The sequence below is a fragment of the Vibrio sp. Hep-1b-8 genome (genome assembly GCF_006124995.1).
Lineage (GTDB): Bacteria > Pseudomonadota > Gammaproteobacteria > Enterobacterales > Vibrionaceae > Vibrio.
This window is the reverse complement of the sequence record NZ_QEWN01000025.1, coordinates 1-19,313: the sequence shown is the minus strand read 5'-3', so window position 1 is coordinate 19,313 and position 19,313 is coordinate 1. Positions and strand designations below refer to the sequence as shown.

Here is a 19,313-nt window from a genome sequence, read left to right as displayed (position 1 = left end):
GGTGAGCTCCTTTTAACTCCTTACAGGAGCTGATTGTGAAAGACTTATTAAACTTTCTAAAAGCGCAGCATAAGACCGAAGAATTTGATGCAATCAAAATCGGTCTATCTTCACCAGACATGATCCGTTCATGGTCTTTTGGTGAAGTTAAAAAACCTGAAACGATCAACTATCGTACGTTCAAGCCTGAGCGTGATGGTCTGTTTTGTGCGCGTATCTTTGGTCCAGTAAAAGACTACGAATGTCTTTGTGGCAAATACAAGCGTCTAAAACACCGTGGCGTTATCTGTGAGAAGTGTGGCGTTGAAGTTACACAAACTAAAGTTCGTCGTGACCGTATGGGCCACATCGAGCTTGCTTCTCCAGTAGCTCACATCTGGTTCCTAAAATCGCTACCGTCTCGTATCGGTCTACTAATGGATATCCCTCTACGTGATATCGAGCGTGTTCTTTACTTCGAAATGTACGTAGTAACTGAACCAGGTATGACTGATCTAGAAAAATCTCAGATGCTTACAGAAGAAGAGTATCTAGATCGCCTAGAAGAGTGGGGTGACGAGTTCACGGCTAAGATGGGTGCAGAAGCGATTAAAGACCTACTTGCGTCTATGGATCTGCCTGCTGAAATCGAAGAGATGCGTGAAGAGCTTCAGTCTACTAACTCAGAGACTAAGCGTAAGAAGATCACTAAGCGTCTGAAGCTAGTTGAAGCGTTTGTTCAATCTGGTAACAAACCAGAGTGGATGATCCTAACTGTGCTTCCGGTACTTCCGCCAGATCTACGTCCTCTAGTACCTCTAGATGGCGGTCGCTTTGCGACATCTGATCTGAACGACCTATACCGTCGCGTAATCAACCGTAACAACCGTTTGAAGCGTCTACTAGAGCTAGCGGCTCCGGACATCATCGTACGTAACGAAAAACGTATGCTGCAAGAGTCTGTTGATGCACTTCTAGATAACGGTCGTCGCGGTCGTGCGATCACAGGTTCGAACAAGCGTCCTCTGAAATCTCTTGCTGATATGATCAAGGGTAAACAAGGTCGTTTCCGTCAGAACCTTCTAGGTAAGCGTGTAGACTACTCTGGCCGTTCTGTAATCACAGTAGGTCCATACCTTCGTCTGCACCAGTGTGGTCTTCCTAAGAAGATGGCACTAGAGCTATTCAAACCATTCATCTACAGCAAGCTAGAGACTCGTGGTCTTGCGACTACAATCAAAGCTGCTAAGAAGATGGTTGAGCGTGAAGAAGCGATCGTTTGGGATATCCTAGACGAAGTTATCCGCGAACACCCAGTACTATTGAACCGTGCACCTACACTTCACCGTCTAGGTATCCAGGCGTTCGAACCAGTACTAATCGAAGGTAAAGCGATTCAGCTACACCCACTAGTGTGTGCGGCATACAACGCGGACTTCGATGGTGACCAAATGGCGGTTCACGTGCCTCTAACTCTAGAAGCACAGCTTGAAGCTCGTACTCTGATGATGTCGACAAACAACATTCTGTCGCCAGCGTCAGGTGATCCGATCATCGTACCTTCTCAGGACGTTGTATTGGGTCTTTACTACATGACTCGTGAAAAGATCAACGTGAAAGGCGAAGGTATGTACCTTGCTAGCCCAGCAGAAGCTGAGAAGGCATACCGCACTAAGACTGCTGAGCTACACGCTCGCGTTAAAGTTCGTATCACTGAGACTGTAAAAGACGAAGATGGTCACAGCACAACAGAGACTAAGCTAGTTGATACAACTATCGGTCGTGCAATGTTGTGGCAAATCGTGCCAGAAGGTCTACCGTACAGCATCGTTAACCAAAAGCTAGGTAAGAAGCAAATCTCTAACCTACTAAACGAAGCGTACCGTAAGCTTGGTCTGAAAGACACGGTAATCTTCGCTGACCAAATCATGTACACAGGTTTTGCTTACGCGGCACTTTCTGGTGTATCGGTTGGTATCGACGATATGGTTGTACCAGCAGCTAAATACACTGAGATCGAAGAAGCTGAAGCAGAAGTTCGCGAAATCCAAGAACAGTACCAATCTGGTCTTGTAACTGCGGGTGAGCGCTACAACAAAGTGATCGATATTTGGGCATCGACCAACGATCGCGTAGCGAAAGCGATGATGGAAAACCTTTCATCTGAAACGGTAGTTAACCGTGACGGTGAAGAAGAGCAACAAGAGTCATTCAACAGCATCTACATGATGGCTGACTCGGGTGCTCGTGGTTCTGCAGCTCAGATTCGTCAGCTAGCTGGTATGCGTGGTCTGATGGCTCGTCCAGACGGCTCAATCATCGAAACGCCTATCACAGCGAACTTTAAAGAAGGTCTAAACGTACTTCAGTACTTTATCTCAACGCACGGTGCTCGTAAGGGTCTTGCGGATACGGCACTGAAAACTGCGAACTCGGGTTACCTAACTCGTCGTCTAGTAGACGTTGCGCAGGACGTAGTAGTACACGAGCACGACTGTGGCACCCACGAAGGTGTTGACATGATGCCGCACATCGAAGGTGGTGACGTTAAAGTTGCACTTTCTGAGCTAGCTCTAGGTCGTGTTGTTGCTGAAGATGTTCTTAAGCCAGGTACAGAAGAAGTTCTGATCCCACGTAACACTCTAATTGATGAGAAGTGGTGTCAAATCATGGAAGATAACTCAGTAGACAGAATGAAAGTTCGCTCTGTAGTTACTTGTGATGCGGACTTCGGTTGTTGTGCACAGTGTTACGGTCGTGACCTAGCACGTGGTCACCTAGTGAACCAAGGTGAAGCAGTGGGCGTAATCGCTGCTCAGTCTATCGGTGAGCCGGGTACACAGCTTACGATGCGTACGTTCCACATTGGTGGTGCGGCATCTACTGCAGCAGCAGAGAACAGCATCCAAGCTAAGACAACAGGTACGGTTAAGCTACACAATGCTAAGTTTGTAACGAACAAAGATGGTAAGCTTGTTATCACTTCTCGTGCATCTGAACTGACTATTATTGATGAGTTTGGTCGTACGAAAGAGAAACACAAACTGCCTTACGGTTCTCTACTAACTAAAGGCGACAACGATTCAGTTCAAGCTGGTGAAACAGTAGCGAATTGGGAAGCGCACACTATGCCAATCATCACTGAAGTGGCAGGTCGCATCCAATTCGTTGACATGATCGACGGTGTAACAGTTTCTCGTCAAACGGATGACCTAACAGGCCTATCGTCAAGCGAAGTAACTGAAGCGGCAGCTCGCCCAGCAGCAGGTAAAGATATGCGTCCAGCAATCAAACTTGTTGATGAGCAAGGTAACGATGTAATGATCCCTGGTACTGAAATGCCAGCTCACTACTTCCTACCAGGTAAAGCTATCGTTAACATCGAAGACGGTGCAGAAGTAGGTGTGGGTGATACGCTTTCACGTATTCCTCAGAAGTCTGGTGGTAACCGAGACATCACTGGTGGTCTTCCACGAGTTGCTGACCTATTCGAAGCACGTAAGCCGAAAGAGCCTGCGATCCTTGCTGAGCACACAGGTACTGTGAGCTACGGTAAAGAGACGAAAGGTAAGCGTCGTCTAATTATCACTCGCGATGGCGGTGAGACGTACGAAGAGATGATTCCTAAGCATCGTCAGCTTAACGTATTCGAAGGCGAGAAGATTGAACGTGGTGACGTGATCGCAGATGGTCCAGAGTCTCCACACGATATCCTACGTCTACGTGGTATCCACGCTGTGACTCAATACATCGCGAACGAAGTTCAAGAAGTATACCGTCTCCAAGGCGTTAAGATTAACGATAAGCACATCGAGACTATCGTTCGTCAGATGCTACGTAAGTGTACTATTACTCACGCTGGTGACTCTGAGTTCCTAGCAGGTGAGCAAGTAGAATACGCTAACGTTAAGATTGCTAACCGTGCACTAGAAGCAGAAGGCAAAGAGCCAGCACGCTTCGAACGTGAACTACTAGGTATCACTAAAGCATCGCTAGCAACTGAGTCGTTCATCTCTGCGGCATCGTTCCAAGAGACAACTCGCGTACTAACAGAAGCTGCGGTTTCTGGTAAGCGTGATGAACTACGTGGTCTGAAAGAAAACGTAATTGTAGGTCGTCTAATCCCTGCAGGTACGGGTTTCGCTTACCACCAAGATCGTCAAGCTAAGCGTGCAGAAGAGCAAGAAGGTCCTTCAGCTGAACAAGCGACTGATAACCTTGCAGCACTACTAAACGCTGGTTTCTCTACTGACGAGTAATCGTTAGAGTGAAAAATGAGAAAAGGCACCTTCGGGTGCCTTTTTTGTTTTTAGTGACATCCTGTGGTGCTCTGTAACGTTTCACGGCAGGATGTTGGCTTTGGTAGTCTTGTTTTTCCGCTTCTCGCTTACGCGCCGGGAGGAACGGCCAGACTGTCGGCAATCATCTGAATAAGCTTATCTTCGACTTCAAACCTTACTTCGATGATCTCCCCAATAAGAGACATATCGCTGTCAAAACTGTCCAACGTGTCCTCGTCACTTACTGCGGCATATTTGTCTGTGAAATTGAGCAACGGTTCTGTCGTCAGAACGATCTTGCCATAAGTTTGGTTAATTTCGTCGGTTGCTTCAAATCCTGTTGCTCGCCATTTGTCCATTACCATGTCGTAGATCTTGAAATGCCCTTCAGAGATATAGTCGACGAGATGTTGGCAAAATACTTGGAGTTCTTGTGGAGTTGGCAGCGATGACAGTGCAGATTTAGTAGAGCAGGGTTGAAGTGCGGCTAGTTTACAATACTCAACAATGAGTGATTGTCTGGTTTCAAGCCAGTGATCGATGACTTCACTAGAGCCACCCCATTGTTCTTGTGTGTGTTTGAATTTATTCAGCATGACCATATCCTCATGATCGGATCACTTCTCTGGTGATCATTACGCTTTGGTCCCAAAGCTTGTTCAGAGTTACAACCTCTTGTCGTTACTAAAATTTATAGTCTTGAAATTGCGTGACTACAAACTCTGGTATGAATTTAGATTGCCAGTAAAATAGATGAACTGCAAGTGGAGAGGCGAGCTAATGTTACGTAAAGGTGATACAAACCGTATGAAAGATGCTTATTGGTGTGTTGTTTCAGGAAGCGACATTTGGCTGTTAGATGGTCAACTTCCTAAAGGTCTTGCTGATGATTTAGGTCTACCTTTCGAGCAGGCAACTCCACTTGGGCACTACGAGAATACACCGGTTTTTTGGCTCAATGAGGCTGACATTAATACCGAACTGGACCTGACCTCGTTACGTGATTGCTTGCACTTTCCACAAGCCCTGTTTCTTTTGATGAGCAAGGCAATTCAATATGGCCATATGTCGCAGACATTGCGCTTTTGTCCACAGTGCGGGGGACGGAATCACTTAAATCACAATCAGCTAGCCATGCAGTGTGGTGATTGCCGGACGTTGCATTATCCACGTATCTTCCCTTGTATTATTGTCGCGGTAAGACGAGATCACGAATTGTTACTGGCTCAGCATCCGAGGCATCGTAACGGAATGTACACCGTGATTGCAGGGTTTGTAGAGGTTGGTGAAACGTTGGAACAGTGTGTTGCTCGTGAAGTGAAGGAGGAGACGGGTATTAATGTGACCAATATTCGTTATTTTTCCAGCCAGCCTTGGGCTTTCCCCTCAAGTCTGATGATGGGTTTTTTGGCCGATTATCATTCGGGTGAGCTGAAGCCGGATTATAGCGAGTTGAGTGATGCGCAATGGTTTGATGTTGAACATTTACCACCCGTTGCTCCAGCAGGAACCATTGCGAGGGCCTTAATTGAGCATACAATCACATTGGCTAAGTAATTATGTTTTTGAATTTTAAATAAAAAAAACCCTCCAGAAGGAGGGGGTAAGTAAGATGTCGTTATGAGATGCTGAACACGATGTGTCCAGTTTATAATTGTAGTTTTCGCTAGCAAACAAATTTTTAACACTGATAATGAGTGGGTGCAAATTAAGCACTGATTTAAAAGTTAATAACTTGATCTAGGTTGCAAAGCACACAGCTTTTGAGAGCCAAACAGTGTTAGAATAGCCGCCACAAAGTTGAGCCTAATAATCGGATAAACGGAATGACAGAACTAAAAAATGACCGCTACCTTCGTGCGTTACTAAAGCAGCCTGTAGACTACACTCCTGTATGGATGATGCGTCAGGCCGGTCGCTACCTTCCTGAATACAAAGCGACTCGCGCAGAAGCGGGTGACTTTATGTCTTTGTGTAAGAATGCAGAGCTTGCATCGGAAGTAACATTACAGCCACTACGCCGTTTTCCTCTAGATGCCGCCATTTTGTTTTCAGACATTCTCACTATCCCTGATGCTATGGGATTAGGCCTGCGCTTCGCAGCGGGTGAAGGCCCAGTGTTTGATAATCCAATTACATGTAAAGCTGACGTAGAGAAAATTGGTCTGCCAGATCCAGAAGGTGAACTGCAATACGTCATGAACGCAGTGCGCCAGATCCGTAAAGATCTTAATGGTGATGTTCCGTTAATTGGTTTCTCTGGTAGCCCATGGACTTTAGCGACTTACATGGTTGAAGGTGGCAGCTCTAAAGCATTCACTAAGATCAAAAAGATGATGTATGCTGAACCACAAACGTTACACCTGTTGCTTGATAAGCTTGCAGACAGTGTCATCGAGTACCTAAATGCACAGATTAAAGCGGGTGCTCAATCTGTCATGGTATTTGATACTTGGGGTGGTGTTCTAACTCCTCGTGATTACAACCTCTTCTCGCTTCAGTACATGCACAAAATCGTTGATGGCCTAATCCGTGAAAACGAAGGTCGCCGTGTTCCTGTTACTCTGTTTACCAAAAACGGTGGTATGTGGTTAGAACAGATTGCCGCTACAGGTTGTGATGCGGTTGGCCTAGACTGGACGATTAACATTGCAGACGCTGTTAAGCGCGTAGGCGACAAGGTAGCACTGCAAGGCAATATGGATCCTTCAATGCTGTACGCATCTCCAGAGCGTATCCGTGAAGAAGTTGCCACTATCCTTGAAGGATTCGGTGATGCGGGTACTGGTCACGTATTTAACTTAGGCCACGGTATTCACCTAGATGTGCCGCCAGAAAATGCGGGTGTATTTGTTGAAGCGGTGCATGAGTTATCTAAGCCGTACCACAAATAATTGAGTAATTGAATGAAAGCGCCTGATATGACCAGGCGCTTTTTTGTTATAGGTTACACTAGTCGCTATACTGCCTTTGGAAATGGAAAGGGATTGAAACAACTAATGAAAACTCGTGACAAGATAGTGCTTGCTGCACTGGACCTATTTAATGAGCATGGTGAAAGGAATATCACCACTAACCACATAGCGGCGCATATTGATATTAGTCCGGGTAATCTGTATTACCATTTCCGCAATAAACAGGAAATTGTGCGCGAGATTTTTACTTTGTACTCCAATGAGTTGCTGGAACGTTTTACGCCGATTCAGGGTCAGCAAGAGAGCTTGGTATTACTTAAACACTATTTAGACTCGATCTTTACTCTGATGTGGAAATATCGTTTTTTCTACGCTAACTTGCCAGAGATCTTGCAGCGAGATGAGCAATTGCATGAGGAGTACATCCAAGTACAGGATAAGTTGCAGGCCAATCTTATCAATATCATGCGTGCTTTTGTTGGGTTAGAGCTAGTGACGGTCGCTGATAGTGAGATGAAGTCATTAGTGACAACTCTGCACTTGATTGCGTCAAGCTGGCTGGGGTATCAAGCGGCAATGTCTCCTAAAACTCAGATTACTGAACAAGTGATCCATCAGGGAATGCTGCAGATGATCTCGGTAGTCAAACCCAAAGCGACGGCACAAGGTCTAGAACAATTACAATTGTTGGAAGATGGTGTTAAAGCTATTCATGCCTAACAGGTGTGGATCCTAGTTATAACTAACTGAAATTGTTAAAACACGTAGAACCCATTAGAGTATCGAGAGATATTTTAATGGGTTTTGTTGTTTATGCATTTTGACGTTTTCAATGGTGATGCCGATGGCATCATCGCACTTTTACAGCTTCGCCTAGCCGAACCTAAAGATGCTCAGCTGGTGACTGGGGTAAAGCGTGATATTCAGCTACTCGAGAAGCTTTCCGTAACTCAAGATGATTCAATCACGGCGCTTGATATCTCTATGGAGAAGAACAAAGTAGGCCTTGAAACCATATTGAGTGCAGGAGCGAAGGTTTTTTACGCCGATCACCATAAATCTGGCGATATTCCCCAGCATGAGAACTTAACGGCTCATATCGATTTGGATGCGAATACCTGTACCGCCTTGATTGTTGATGAGTTGCTAGCAGGGCGTTATCAAACCTGGGCGATTACTGCTGCTTATGGTGATAACTTGATTGCCAAAGCGGATCAGTTAGCGACTAAAGCAGGGCTAAGCGTTGAGCAGCAAGCACAGCTAAAAGAGCTCGGTACCTTGATCAACTACAACGGCTATGGTTCAAAGCTTGATGACCTTCATTTTGACCCAGCGGTACTGTTTCAAGAGCTTTTGGCTTACGATGATCCTTTTGCTGTTATTGCTGATCAAGATTCGCCTTTCCACGTACTTCAATCTGCCTATCAGCAAGATATGGATAAAGCATTGGCGATAGAGCCTCAATATCAAAGCGCCACATTAGGGCTATTTGAGTTGCCAAATGCAGCATCATCACGTCGTATAAGTGGTGTCTATGGCAATCTACTAGCGAATCAGTCACCAGACTCTGCTCATGCGGTATTAACCGAAAACAGTGATGGCACTTATACTGTTTCATTGCGTGCGCCGTTGAACAATAAGCAAGGTGCTGGAGATATCTGTGCGCAGTTCCCATCTGGTGGAGGTAGAGCTGCGGCCGCTGGCATTAACGCCCTGCCGAAAGAGCAGCTAACCGCTTTCATTGATGCGGTAGAAAAGCACTATCGTATCGAAGCTTAAAAAAATAAGGCGTCTTTTCGAGAGGAAAAGACGCCTTAATTGTATCTGCTCAGCTGATTATCGCGTCAACCAGCTTTTCGGATCTTGAGTTTTACTGTTGCGGCGAATTTCAAAGTAGAGGGATGGACGAGACTGACCTCCTGTATCTCCTGCAAGTGCGATACTCTCACCCGCAGCGACTTTGTCTCCCTCTTTTTTCAGTAGGCTTTGATTAAATCCATACAAAGTCATATCGCCCTTGCCGTGATCGAGTAGCACAACTAGACCGTAGCCACGTAGATAGTCAGCGAATACGACCGTACCTGAGTAAACAGCTTTGACTGACTGACCATAATCGGCGTTTATCACCATACCTTTCCACTTAATCTGGCCTGTTTGTGTCGTGCCGTAGTTGTGTAGAGTCTTACCTCTGAGTGGCCATGGAAGCTTGCCTTTTTGTCTGGCTAAGCCATCCATTGGCACGGCATTTCTCTTGGCGGCTTTTGCAATTTCAGCTTTTAATCTTGTCTCATTGCGTTGCAATTCAGAGAGGTAAACTTTGTCATTGGAGATGCTTTTCTGAATCTGAGATACCGTTCCCTTACGCTGACTTTGGGCTTTGGTTAGCTCATCTCGCTGTTTGGTTTGCTGGTTCAGCAAGGTTGTAATTTGTTGTTTTTCCAAATTAAGTTGTTGACGGCTTTGTTCAAGCTCGGTCACGGTTGCTTCTAACTCAGCAATTGTACTTGCACGTTGTTTGGCTAGGTGTTGAAAGTATTGGCTAATTCGGTCTTCTTCAACACCTTGATTCAGAATGTTCGCTGACGACTTAGCACGTTGAGTGACGTAGTAGGTCTGAATAAGCTCAGCTAACTTATCACTCTGGACTTTCTTGTCTCGTTCCAAATTATCGACCTTACTTTCTAACGTCGCGATATTTTGGTTGGTGCTTTGCAGAGCTGCTTTGGATTGTTTGATCTCGTTTTCGAGTCGATTAATCGTTGTTTCTTGCGATTTAAGCGATTGCTGTAGGGAGTCGAGTTTTTTCTGTTGTGAAGTGAGCGCATTTTTTTGGCGCGAGATTTCACCACTGACGCCCTTTAGCTCTGCATTGGTAGCAGCGTAGCTAGGAGATAATGAACAGGCAGAAAGAATTAACCCGAGAGTCACGAGTCGTTTACCGGCTGAAATTGTCCGGAGGTAAGTGGCAGCCATTGTTCAAATCAATCCTAACTATTTGACAGGCAATCAGTATACCCAAACAAATTCGTTAGACGAAAGAGGAATGTTAAAACTTGCTGGTGATAAGGGTATATCAGAAAAATAAAAGCCCGAGCTGATGCTCGGGCTTGATATCAAGGTATTCAGTTAAATTATTTAACCAATACTTCGCCTGACATTTCTGCAGGAATTTCTAGACCAGTCAGTGCTAGCATTGTTGGAGCTAGGTCAGACAGTTTACCGCCTTCTTTGAACTCAACCGCTTTGTCACCCACATAGATTAGAGGAACTGGAAGGTTAGTGTGCGCAGTGTGCGTACCGCCAGTTTCTGGGTCTACCATCATTTCTGCGTTGCCGTGGTCAGCTGTGATCAGCATTTGACCACCGACTTCTTCGATAGCTGCAACGACTTTACCTACGCAAGCATCAACGGCTTCAATGGCTTTCTCAGCCGCTTCGTAAACGCCAGTGTGACCAACCATGTCTGGGTTAGGGTAGTTACAGATAATAGCGTCGTACTTGCCAGATTTGATTGCTGCAACCATTTTCTCTGTTAGCTCTTCTGAACTCATTTCTGGTTGTAGGTCGTATGTAGCGACTTTTGGCGAAGCAACAAGTTGGCGTTCTTCGCCTTCAAATTCAGATTCAACACCGCCATTGAAGAAGAAAGTAACGTGCGCGTATTTTTCTGTTTCTGAAATACGTAGCTGAGTCTTACCTTGCTTAGATAACCATTCGCCGTACGTGTTCTCAAGAGAAGCAGGTGGGAAGGCAATAGCTAGAGGAATGTCAGCAGCGTATTGCGTTAGCATTACGAAGTTGATCGCAGGGAATGATGCACGCTCAAAGCCAGCAAAATCAGGTACGAAAGTACGCGTGATTTGACGAGCGCGGTCAGCACGGTAGTTCATGAAGATAACGGTATCGCCATCTTGCATTACCGCATCTTCTTGGCCGTCAGTTTTGATTGCAGTTGCTTTCACAAATTCATCGTTTTCTTCACGAGCATAAGCGGCTTCAAGACCAGCAATTGCTGAATCGTAAGTGAAGTCTGCTTTAGCTTGAGTGAGTAGGTCGTAAGCTACTTGAACGCGATCCCAGTTGTTGTCACGGTCCATTGCGTAGTAACGGCCAACTAGAGAAGCAACACGACCTTTGCCTAGTTTAGCGAATAGGTCTTGGAAGCGTTGTAGAGAGCCTTCTGCACTGCGTGGTGGCGTATCACGGCCATCAAGGAAGCAGTGTAGGTAAATCTTTTCTGCGCCACGTGCAGCTGCCATTTCAACGGCTGCGTAGATGTGATCTTCGTGAGAGTGTACGCCACCTGGAGACATTAGACCCATAATGTGAACGGCTTTATCTGCTTTTACCGCAGAATCGATCGCTTCTACTAGAGCGGCTGTCTGGGTGAACTCACCGTCAGTGATTGATTTGGTGATGCGAGTAAGGTCTTGGTATACCACTCGGCCAGCACCGATGTTGGTATGACCTACTTCTGAGTTACCCATTTGACCGTCAGGTAGGCCTACATCCATGCCAGAAGCAGAGATTAGAGTATTTGGATTGTTAGCAAACAGACCGTCTAATACAGGAGTGTTAGCGTTAGCGATCGCATTGCTTGCAGTTTCCTCACGGTGTCCGTAACCGTCAAGAATAACTAGAGCCATTGGCTTCTTAGCTGTCATAGTGATGACCTCGTCAAATTTCAAAGTAACTTTGGAAACAAAATTAGCGTAATTTTACTACACTTTTTAACCAAAACTGTAGGTTAAGATCAAATATTGTTTGCTAAATAATGTTGCTATCTTTCACGCGACTCAAAATGTATTCAAACTACACCGTTCGAGTGATTTGCTTCAATTGCTCCATTTTCACCTGTCTAATGAAAAAAGAAAGTCGGAAATACCTATTGTTATAATCGCTACTAGCTGACCAGTATCCCAGTACCAGCAACCGCGACAATTGCCCCAATCCATGCGAAGCGATTAGGGCGTTTACCTGAATAAATCCAAAGTATAGGCAACAACATGATGGGTGTCGTCGAAGAGAGCAGAGCAACCATACCGACATTCCCTTGCTGAAGTGCGTAAAGGATAAGTGTCATCCCAACCGCCATCGCGAGGAAGCCGTTAAGGGCTGTAATAGAGAAAATTTTGATATTGATTGGGCGAGTAGCACGAGCGAGTTTCGCTCCTGTTAGATAGAACAAGCAGTGTGCGGCAAACGCAGTCATCATTCTCATTGCCGATGCCGCGATGGGGTCGATTTCCGTTTGCATCACAGGTTTGGCGATGATGCCTCCCAGTGCTTGGCACAGGGCTGCCAATAATCCTAAGCAAACGCCAACCCAGATTTTGCCATTTATGGACTCTAATTGGTTATTGGACTGAACTTTTCTACCAAAGAAGATTGCCGTTAATACGCCTGAGAATACCAGTCCAGAACCTAATAGCTCTAGATGAGTCATGGTCTCGCTAAACAAGAAGTAACCGAGAATGGCAGAAAAGACAGCGTGACACGAAAACAGCAAGCCAGCTTGCCGTGGGCCCATACGATTCAAGCACGCAAATAGCGCCGTATCACCGATGAAAATACCAATCACACCAGATAGCATCATCGCAGATATGGTGCTGCTTTCCACGCTAGCCCAGCCGCCTGTCAACAGCGCAATCGACGCGAGGATAGCGGAGGTACATCCCATACGCCAACGGCTATAAGCAAACGTGCCTAAGTGCTGAGCCGGAACCACAGAGAGTATGCTGGCAACTGCCCATAAAAACGCAGCTGCCAGTGCCAGCCATTCATAACCCATCGACTCCATGTCCTTGTGATGTGGGAGTAATACAGGCTGACAATATGCATCAAAATAGACTTAAAACAAAGCGTTAAACCTTAAAGCGTCCCACTTCTGCTCGCATGGTTTCAGTCGAGTGGCGCATGTTGTTCGCACTCGCACTACTCTGAATCGCTTGTTCTGCCAGAACGTCAGATGCGTCTTTGATACCTTGAGTGTTGCGACTAATGTCTTCACTCACCGCACGTTGTTCTTCGGCAGCACTAGCAATTTGTAGAGGCATGTCTCTAGATAGCAATGACCGCCATATATTCTCACTTTGACAGTGAGAAGGGGGTACTTTTATATCCGACTGATTTTATATCTGAAATTGGTTAATTGAGGTGATCCATGTATTGAATTTACTAATTAACCATTTTATTTGTAAGGTTTAATGGGTTGGGTTTCGTTGAGAAGAACAACCAAACCCAACTCTCTGTCTTAAGTCAGAAGCAGAGCACCAGCATAGACAATCGACAACCCAATCACACCGATGATGAGACCTGTTTTCGCCATATCCTTACTTTCAATTAATCCGGTTGAATAAGCCAAAGAGTTTGGTGGTGTAGAGACTGGTAGAATCATGCCCAGTGAGGCTGAAAACGCGACGACAACGAGTAGAGCCTGTAAGCCACCAACAGAAGCAATACTTTCCATAGAGGCACCGATAGCCGCAGCAATGGGCATCAATAAGTTTGCCGTTGCGGTGTTAGACATAAAGTTTGCCATCAGCCAACAGATGAGTGACATGGTCAGAACAACGGCAATCGGAGACAACGACTCATAATCAACAGCGTGTGCCAGAGCTGACGCAAGCCCTGTTTTATCAAGACCAATACCAATCGCTATCCCCCCGGCAACCAGCCAGAGTACATCCCAGTTGATCAATTTTAGTTCGGCTTTACCCATAATGCCCGTTAAGGTAAACACGGCTAGAGGGATGATGGAGACGACATAGGTGTTCATGCCATGAATCTTAGTAGTCATCCACAGCAGGATGGTCGTCGCGAATGTAGCGTAGACCACAATGGCTCTCCAATTCTTCTGGAACTGACCATCAAGTTTGAGTTTCATGGTTTGCTGAGAGGAAGGGAATAGTTTTTGCAGCAAGAACCAAGCAATAGTCAGTTGAACAATGACAAACGGTAAGCCCATCATCATCCAGCTAAGGAAGTCGATACTGTTTTCGCCTGTCAGATATTGAAGTGCAATCGCGTTTGGTGGTGTACCAATTGGTGTTGCGATACCGCCTGTATTGGCTGCGATAGGGATGCACAGTACCAGAGCCTTGATGCCCAAATCTCCTTTTGGTGCAGAAGCGACAATCGGACCAAGTAGTGCAAGCATCATCACCGTGGTAGCCGTGTTAGACATAAACATAGAGAAAATGGCGGTAATGAGCATTAGACCTAGCATGATGAATTTAGGCTGGTGGCCGAATGGCTTAAGTAAAACGCGCGCAAGGTTGTTATCAAGTTCATACTTTGAGGCGGCAATAGCAAGAGCAAAACCGCCCATGAAAAGAATGATGATCGGTGAAGAGAACGCGCTGAAGATATCGGTGTAATTCATTAATTCACCAAGATCATGCCCACTAGGTGGCGTTCGGAACAAATGGAGTCCTTTGTCCGAAATCATAACCAGTTCAAGCGCAATAATGAGTATCGATGTAGCAAAAACTGGAACGGGCTCTAATACCCACAGTAGCGCAGCAAGAAGAAAAATGGCCAGTAAGCGATGCTGAATCAATGTTAAGTCATCAATTGGAATCCAATCGATAGGCATAAACAATACAGCAATGGGCAGACCGAAACTGACTAAGAGTTTGATGACGATTCCTGATTCTACCTTGGGCATAGAGAAGGTGACCTCACAGATAACTTGATGAGGCTATAGATTAATTTACAAACAATGTCAGGTCTTAGAGCTAGTCTAGAGTTTTGTTAAACAATTGAATTTGTTGAGTGGGATTTGTTTTGCGTCAATAAAAAGCCCCGAACTTTCGGGGCTGATAACAGCTACCGGTTTGGTACTCATTTTACGCTTGTTTAGTATGAGCGTATGCAGTTCCCATTACGGTTGCTTGACCATTCTGCATTGATTCATCAAACACGATGGCATCTTTTGCAAACAAGTTGATAACAGTTGAGCCAAGTTTAAAGCGGCCCATCTCTTCGCCTTTCTTGAGAATAACGGATTTATCACCTTCAGCTGGGTAATCCCACTTGTATACCGTGTTACCGCGAGGTGGTGTTACCGTACCTGCCCAGACTTGCTCAATACTGCCTACGATGGTTGCGCCAACAAGTACCTGTGCCATAGGGCCAAATTCGGTATCAAAAATACACACAACGCGCTCATTGCGAGCAAACAGGTTAGGCACGTTTTCTGCTGTCAGTGGGTTTACAGAGAACAGGTCGCCAGGTACGTAGATCATCTGACGCAATGTACCATCGCATGGCATATGTACACGGTGATAATCTCGTGGTGACAAGTAAAGAGTGGCAAACTCACCTTCTGCAAACTCTGCAGCTAGAGCTGCGTCGCCGCCGAGCAGTTCTTGAGCAGAAAAGTCGTGACCTTTTGCTTGGATTAGTTTTCCATCTGTAATTGGACCAAACTGGCTCACGCACGCGTCAGCTGGATGAGTAATGATTGACTCACCTTCAGTGATAGGTCGTGCACCCTCTTTGAGTTCACGGACAAAGAATTCATTGAACGTCTTAAAATGCTTAGGATCAGAGTGAAGCGCCTCGTCCATGTTGACGTTGTACTGTTTGATAAACCAGCGAATGATCGCTGTTGTTAGACCGCCAGCCTTTGCAGAAGCTAGCTTGCCCACTAAGCGCGTTAGGCCATGTTGTGGAATCCAATATTGCAGTCCAACTTTAATCTTATCCATTGTGTTCAATTCCAATGTTATTTGCTTGATTGACTATATTCTGGGCGCGAGATGTTACTCAAATTGCACCCAAAAGTCAGTAGTTGCGATAGTTTGCTTACAAATTTGCGATTATAAATCGGCTTTTTTGTTTCGAGAATATTGGCGATTGGCTTTCATCTCCACCATGCTCTCCAAGATTCGATGATAGTTGTCGAAGCGAGTTTGGTTGATTTCACCCTCTTCGACAGCTTGGCGCAATGCACAACCAGGATCGTCATTGTGCTTGCAGTCACGGAATTTGCAACCGCCTAGGAAAGGTCTGAACTCGACGAAGGCTTTAGTGATTTCGTCTGCTTCCAAATGCCAAAGACCAAATTCACGCACCCCAGGTGAGTCAATCAAATCACCGCCTGTGGGAATGTGGTAAAGGCGAGAAGCTGTCGTTGTATGTTGACCTAAGCCCGAGTTTTCAGAAATTTCACCTTCTTCCACATTGAACTGAGGCATCAATGCGTTAACCAGGCTGGATTTACCAACACCAGACTGTCCAACGAAAATGTTAATTCGGTCGGTAAGCTCGGTTTCTAGCTCCTTGATGCCTTCACCTGTCTGTTTACTCACAAAGAGTACCTTGTAGCCAATTTTCTCGTATTCGGCTAACCATGTTTTGTATTCAGCGAGCTGTTGTTCTTCTAGTAAATCAATTTTGTTCAGAACCAGCAGCGGCGCAATGTTCAGCGTTTCAGAAGCAACTAGGTAGCGATCAATGATATTGAGCGATAACTCGGGCAATACAGAAGAAACGATCACCATTTGATCAACGTTGGCAGCCACAGGTTTAAGGCCGTCATAGTAGTCTGGGCGTGTTAGTACAGAGGTTCGAGGCTCTACGGCTTCGACAACACCACTGATCCCTTCCATTGACTCGAGCCCCGGACGCCAAATGACCTTATCGCCAGACACTAAGGTTTCAATGCCACGACGCAAGTTACAACGCTGAATGTCACCGGTTTCAAGATCTTCGATATCTGCGTGTTGCCCAAAACGAGTGATAACCAGGCCAGACTTACTGTTACCAAGCATAGATTCATCCCACTGGATTGACTCTTCTTGATCGAGTTTGCGCTTCTGGTTATGACGCACGCGCCTTACCTGACCTTTGGTTAGCTTTTTCTTTTTAGCCACGTTTCTCTACTTCAATTGATTAATTTATTGAGTGATACCAGCAAGAAGGAGAACATCTCAAACTATCTTGGGTATCGGAATTTGGGTATAGTACCTTTTTTATCAGAAAACCAATAGGCAACGATTTATGTCCTTTAGCGATCAGAATTTGATTTGGATAGATTTAGAGATGACAGGACTAGACCCTGAAACTCATAAAGTCATCGAAATTGCTACCATTGTCACCGATAGTGAATTGAATATTTTAGCTGAAGGACCCGTACTTGCCATTCATCAGTCTGAAGAAGAACTGCTAAAAATGGATGAATGGTGTACCACAACCCATACCGGTAGTGGTTTAGTCGAGCGTATTCGCAATAGTAAGATTGATGAGCAAGAAGCCGTTCGTCAAACAATAGAATTTCTAGAAAAATGGGTACCAAAAGGCAAATCACCAATATGCGGTAACAGTGTTGGGCAAGATCGCCGTTTCCTCTACAAACACATGCCTGAGTTAGAAGAGTACTTCCACTACCGATACATTGATGTTAGTACGTTGAAAGAGTTGACTCGCCGTTGGAAGCCTGAAGTGCTGGACGGATTTTCGAAAAAAGGCAGTCATTTAGCCTTGGATGACATCCGAGAGTCGATTGCAGAGCTGCAATACTACCGCAATACCATTATTTCAATCTAACAAAATAGAGCCAGCATAATTGCTGGCTCTATTTTTATCTGAGCTAAGTCCGATTAAGGGACTGGCAAGAAAGCGAACTGAGCGACGCCTTGTACAACCTTAGTAATGCTTCGATTCGTCTTGTCGGCGACAATCAAAGCCATCATGTCTTGAATCATAATCATCTTGGAAAATAGGCGATCAAAGCTTATGTCGGATCTATCTTCATCGAAGGAATTGCTGTAGATGAGAGGGTTACCTTCGCTGTCTTTGCGATGGTAGAGACGCCAAACAAACACTTCGATATTGCGAGCGCTGTTGTAGAGAGATTGTTCGTCTAGAGAGTCGAGAATAAAGAATTCTTGCTGGTGGTTGTATGAACGTCTGAGCATCTCGGACAAACCGACGACGGCGGCAAACACCCTGTCACCTTGATAGTTATCATCAAAACTCAGCAAAATCGCGTCAATCCCGGTGACACCGTTAAGTTCATCAAAAATGAGAGGAGGGAGGTCGATACTATCTTCAACACCAAAAATTTGTGCGATACGGCTGTCTATTGTTGCTTGAGGATTTTTCTTTAGCTGGATTGGATTTCGCACATACAGTTTTCGGGTTAGCTCGACCATTTGTTCTTTCAATTGTCGAGCGTGAACGTCCATAACAAAATCCACATCACTTTTACCCAAGTTGCGTACAGGTTTCGGGATCGAGCCACATCCTACAATGAAGGCGACCAGAATCAGGGTTATCAGGGCTTTCCAATAGTGCTTGAGGTATGACATGGATAAGAGAACCTACTACGACAACGCTTAAATGCATGATTCGTTTGGGGGATTTATAGACACTAGTTATATATAAAATGTGATGGGCCTGCGACCTACATGGCGTAAAAGGCTGTACAACATCGCATTTTAAACTCTTGTTCAGACTTAAACTTCATCATGCGAAGCCTAGGTTCTGTATAAATATCAAGCTTGTTTGTCTATTGGTGTGCGCTTTTTATCCAAACGAAAAAAAAATAGATTATTTTTGCATGAAGGACTTGCATCACAAAAAAATGCACTTATAATTCGCAGCCCTGAACAGCGGAAACGTTGTTGATGCGACACTAGCTCAGTTGGTAGAGCGCAACCTTGCCAAGGTTGAGGTCACGAGTTCGAACCTCGTGTGTCGCTCCAAATTTACAAGCGCTCATCATGCTTTGAATGGTGAATACGGACGCGGGGTGGAGCAGCTTGGTAGCTCGTCGGGCTCATAACCCGAAGGTCGTCGGTTCAAATCCGGCCCCCGCAACCAAATTTATAGGTGTTGTGATTCGCTAGCTCGTCGGGCTCAGCCATTCATAAAACCTTGCGAAGGTCTCTGGTTTAAATCCGGCCCCCGCAACCAATTCTCTTTTTGAGAATATGCGACACTAGCTCAGTTGGTAGAGCGCAACCTTGCCAAGGTTGAGGTCACGAGTTCGAACCTCGTGTGTCGCTCCAATTTATAGTTGTCATCGTACTCAACGGTGAAGAATGCGACACTCGCTCAGTTAATCGAGCGCAGCCTTGTCAAGGTTGAGGTCACGCCTTTCTGTTTATGAATAGGGAACCTCGTGTGT

Annotated in this window: 14 protein-coding genes, 3 tRNA genes and 1 pseudogene; 9 read left to right on the top strand and 9 right to left on the bottom strand. The window is 45.5% G+C overall.

Annotation, left to right across the window (positions count from 1 at the left end; translation table 11 throughout):
- Nucleotides 1-35: 35 nt before the first annotated feature.
- A complete protein-coding gene (gene rpoC, locus DA100_RS06580; protein WP_138971456.1) occupies nucleotides 36-4,238 on the top strand; it encodes a DNA-directed RNA polymerase subunit beta' in 4,203 nt (1,400 codons plus the stop codon).
- A 128-nt stretch (nucleotides 4,239-4,366) separates the two neighbouring features.
- Here the strand turns inward: rpoC and rsd are convergent, their stop codons facing one another.
- Nucleotides 4,367-4,861 carry a sigma D regulator gene (gene rsd / locus DA100_RS06575; protein WP_138971455.1) on the bottom strand — a complete coding sequence of 165 codons (495 nt, stop codon included), beginning with the start codon at nucleotides 4,859-4,861 and terminating at the stop codon, nucleotides 4,367-4,369.
- A gap of 178 nt (nucleotides 4,862-5,039) precedes the next feature.
- Here rsd and nudC point away from each other — a divergent pair, with 178 nt between their 5' ends.
- The 4 genes from nudC (at nucleotide 5,040) to DA100_RS06555 (ending at nucleotide 8,953) form a co-directional block, all read left to right on the top strand.
- Nucleotides 5,040-5,816: an NAD(+) diphosphatase gene (gene nudC / locus DA100_RS06570; protein ID WP_138971454.1), complete on the top strand. Its 777-nt coding sequence runs from the start codon at nucleotides 5,040-5,042 to the stop codon at nucleotides 5,814-5,816.
- A 269-nt stretch (nucleotides 5,817-6,085) separates the two neighbouring features.
- On the top strand, nucleotides 6,086-7,153 hold the full coding sequence (gene hemE / locus DA100_RS06565; RefSeq protein WP_138971453.1) for a uroporphyrinogen decarboxylase: 1,068 nt from the start codon (nucleotides 6,086-6,088) through the stop codon (nucleotides 7,151-7,153).
- A gap of 105 nt (nucleotides 7,154-7,258) precedes the next feature.
- Complete coding sequence (locus tag DA100_RS06560; protein WP_138971452.1) at nucleotides 7,259-7,894, top strand: TetR/AcrR family transcriptional regulator; 636 nt, start codon at nucleotides 7,259-7,261, stop codon at nucleotides 7,892-7,894.
- A 93-nt stretch (nucleotides 7,895-7,987) separates the two neighbouring features.
- Entirely contained in the window at nucleotides 7,988-8,953 is a 966-nt protein-coding gene (locus tag DA100_RS06555) for a DHH family phosphoesterase (RefSeq protein WP_138971451.1), read from the top strand.
- Between the two features lie 57 nt (nucleotides 8,954-9,010).
- Here the strand turns inward: DA100_RS06555 and DA100_RS06550 are convergent, their stop codons facing one another.
- The 7 genes and pseudogenes from DA100_RS06550 to rsgA all read right to left on the bottom strand — a co-directional run bounded on the left by DA100_RS06550 (nucleotide 9,011) and on the right by rsgA (nucleotide 17,055).
- Complete coding sequence (locus DA100_RS06550) at nucleotides 9,011-10,147, bottom strand: murein hydrolase activator EnvC (protein ID WP_138971450.1); 1,137 nt, start codon at nucleotides 10,145-10,147, stop codon at nucleotides 9,011-9,013.
- A 158-nt stretch (nucleotides 10,148-10,305) separates the two neighbouring features.
- Nucleotides 10,306-11,838, bottom strand: a complete 1,533-nt coding sequence (gpmM, locus tag DA100_RS06545) for a 2,3-bisphosphoglycerate-independent phosphoglycerate mutase (protein WP_138971449.1) — start codon at nucleotides 11,836-11,838, stop codon at nucleotides 10,306-10,308.
- 239 nt (nucleotides 11,839-12,077) lie between these two features.
- Nucleotides 12,078-12,965: a DMT family transporter gene (locus tag DA100_RS06540; protein WP_138971448.1), complete on the bottom strand. Its 888-nt coding sequence runs from the start codon at nucleotides 12,963-12,965 to the stop codon at nucleotides 12,078-12,080.
- A gap of 73 nt (nucleotides 12,966-13,038) precedes the next feature.
- Nucleotides 13,039-13,233: pseudogene (locus tag DA100_RS06535) on the bottom strand (methyl-accepting chemotaxis protein); the annotation flags it as partial.
- A 194-nt stretch (nucleotides 13,234-13,427) separates the two neighbouring features.
- A complete protein-coding gene (locus tag DA100_RS06530; protein WP_138971447.1) occupies nucleotides 13,428-14,843 on the bottom strand; it encodes an SLC13 family permease in 1,416 nt (471 codons plus the stop codon).
- Between the two features lie 181 nt (nucleotides 14,844-15,024).
- On the bottom strand, nucleotides 15,025-15,888 hold the full coding sequence (gene asd / locus DA100_RS06525) for an archaetidylserine decarboxylase (protein ID WP_138971446.1): 864 nt from the start codon (nucleotides 15,886-15,888) through the stop codon (nucleotides 15,025-15,027).
- A gap of 111 nt (nucleotides 15,889-15,999) precedes the next feature.
- Nucleotides 16,000-17,055, bottom strand: a complete 1,056-nt coding sequence (rsgA, locus tag DA100_RS06520) for a small ribosomal subunit biogenesis GTPase RsgA (RefSeq protein WP_138971445.1) — start codon at nucleotides 17,053-17,055, stop codon at nucleotides 16,000-16,002.
- A 127-nt stretch (nucleotides 17,056-17,182) separates the two neighbouring features.
- Here rsgA and orn point away from each other — a divergent pair, with 127 nt between their 5' ends.
- Complete coding sequence (orn, locus tag DA100_RS06515; RefSeq protein ID WP_138971444.1) at nucleotides 17,183-17,728, top strand: oligoribonuclease; 546 nt, start codon at nucleotides 17,183-17,185, stop codon at nucleotides 17,726-17,728.
- A gap of 53 nt (nucleotides 17,729-17,781) precedes the next feature.
- On the opposite strand, the gene DA100_RS06510 is transcribed toward orn, so the two are convergent.
- Nucleotides 17,782-18,492, bottom strand: coding sequence for a hypothetical protein (locus DA100_RS06510; RefSeq protein WP_138971443.1), 711 nt, complete (start codon nucleotides 18,490-18,492; stop codon nucleotides 17,782-17,784).
- 320 nt (nucleotides 18,493-18,812) lie between these two features.
- Here DA100_RS06510 and DA100_RS06505 point away from each other — a divergent pair.
- The 3 genes from DA100_RS06505 to DA100_RS06495 all read left to right on the top strand — a co-directional run bounded on the left by DA100_RS06505 (nucleotide 18,813) and on the right by DA100_RS06495 (nucleotide 19,194).
- Nucleotides 18,813-18,888 (top strand) — tRNA-Gly (locus DA100_RS06505).
- Nucleotides 18,889-18,929: 41 nt separating this feature from the next.
- Nucleotides 18,930-19,006, top strand: a tRNA-Met gene (locus DA100_RS06500).
- A 112-nt stretch (nucleotides 19,007-19,118) separates the two neighbouring features.
- A tRNA-Gly gene (locus DA100_RS06495) sits at nucleotides 19,119-19,194 on the top strand.
- Nucleotides 19,195-19,313: the final 119 nt, after the last annotated feature.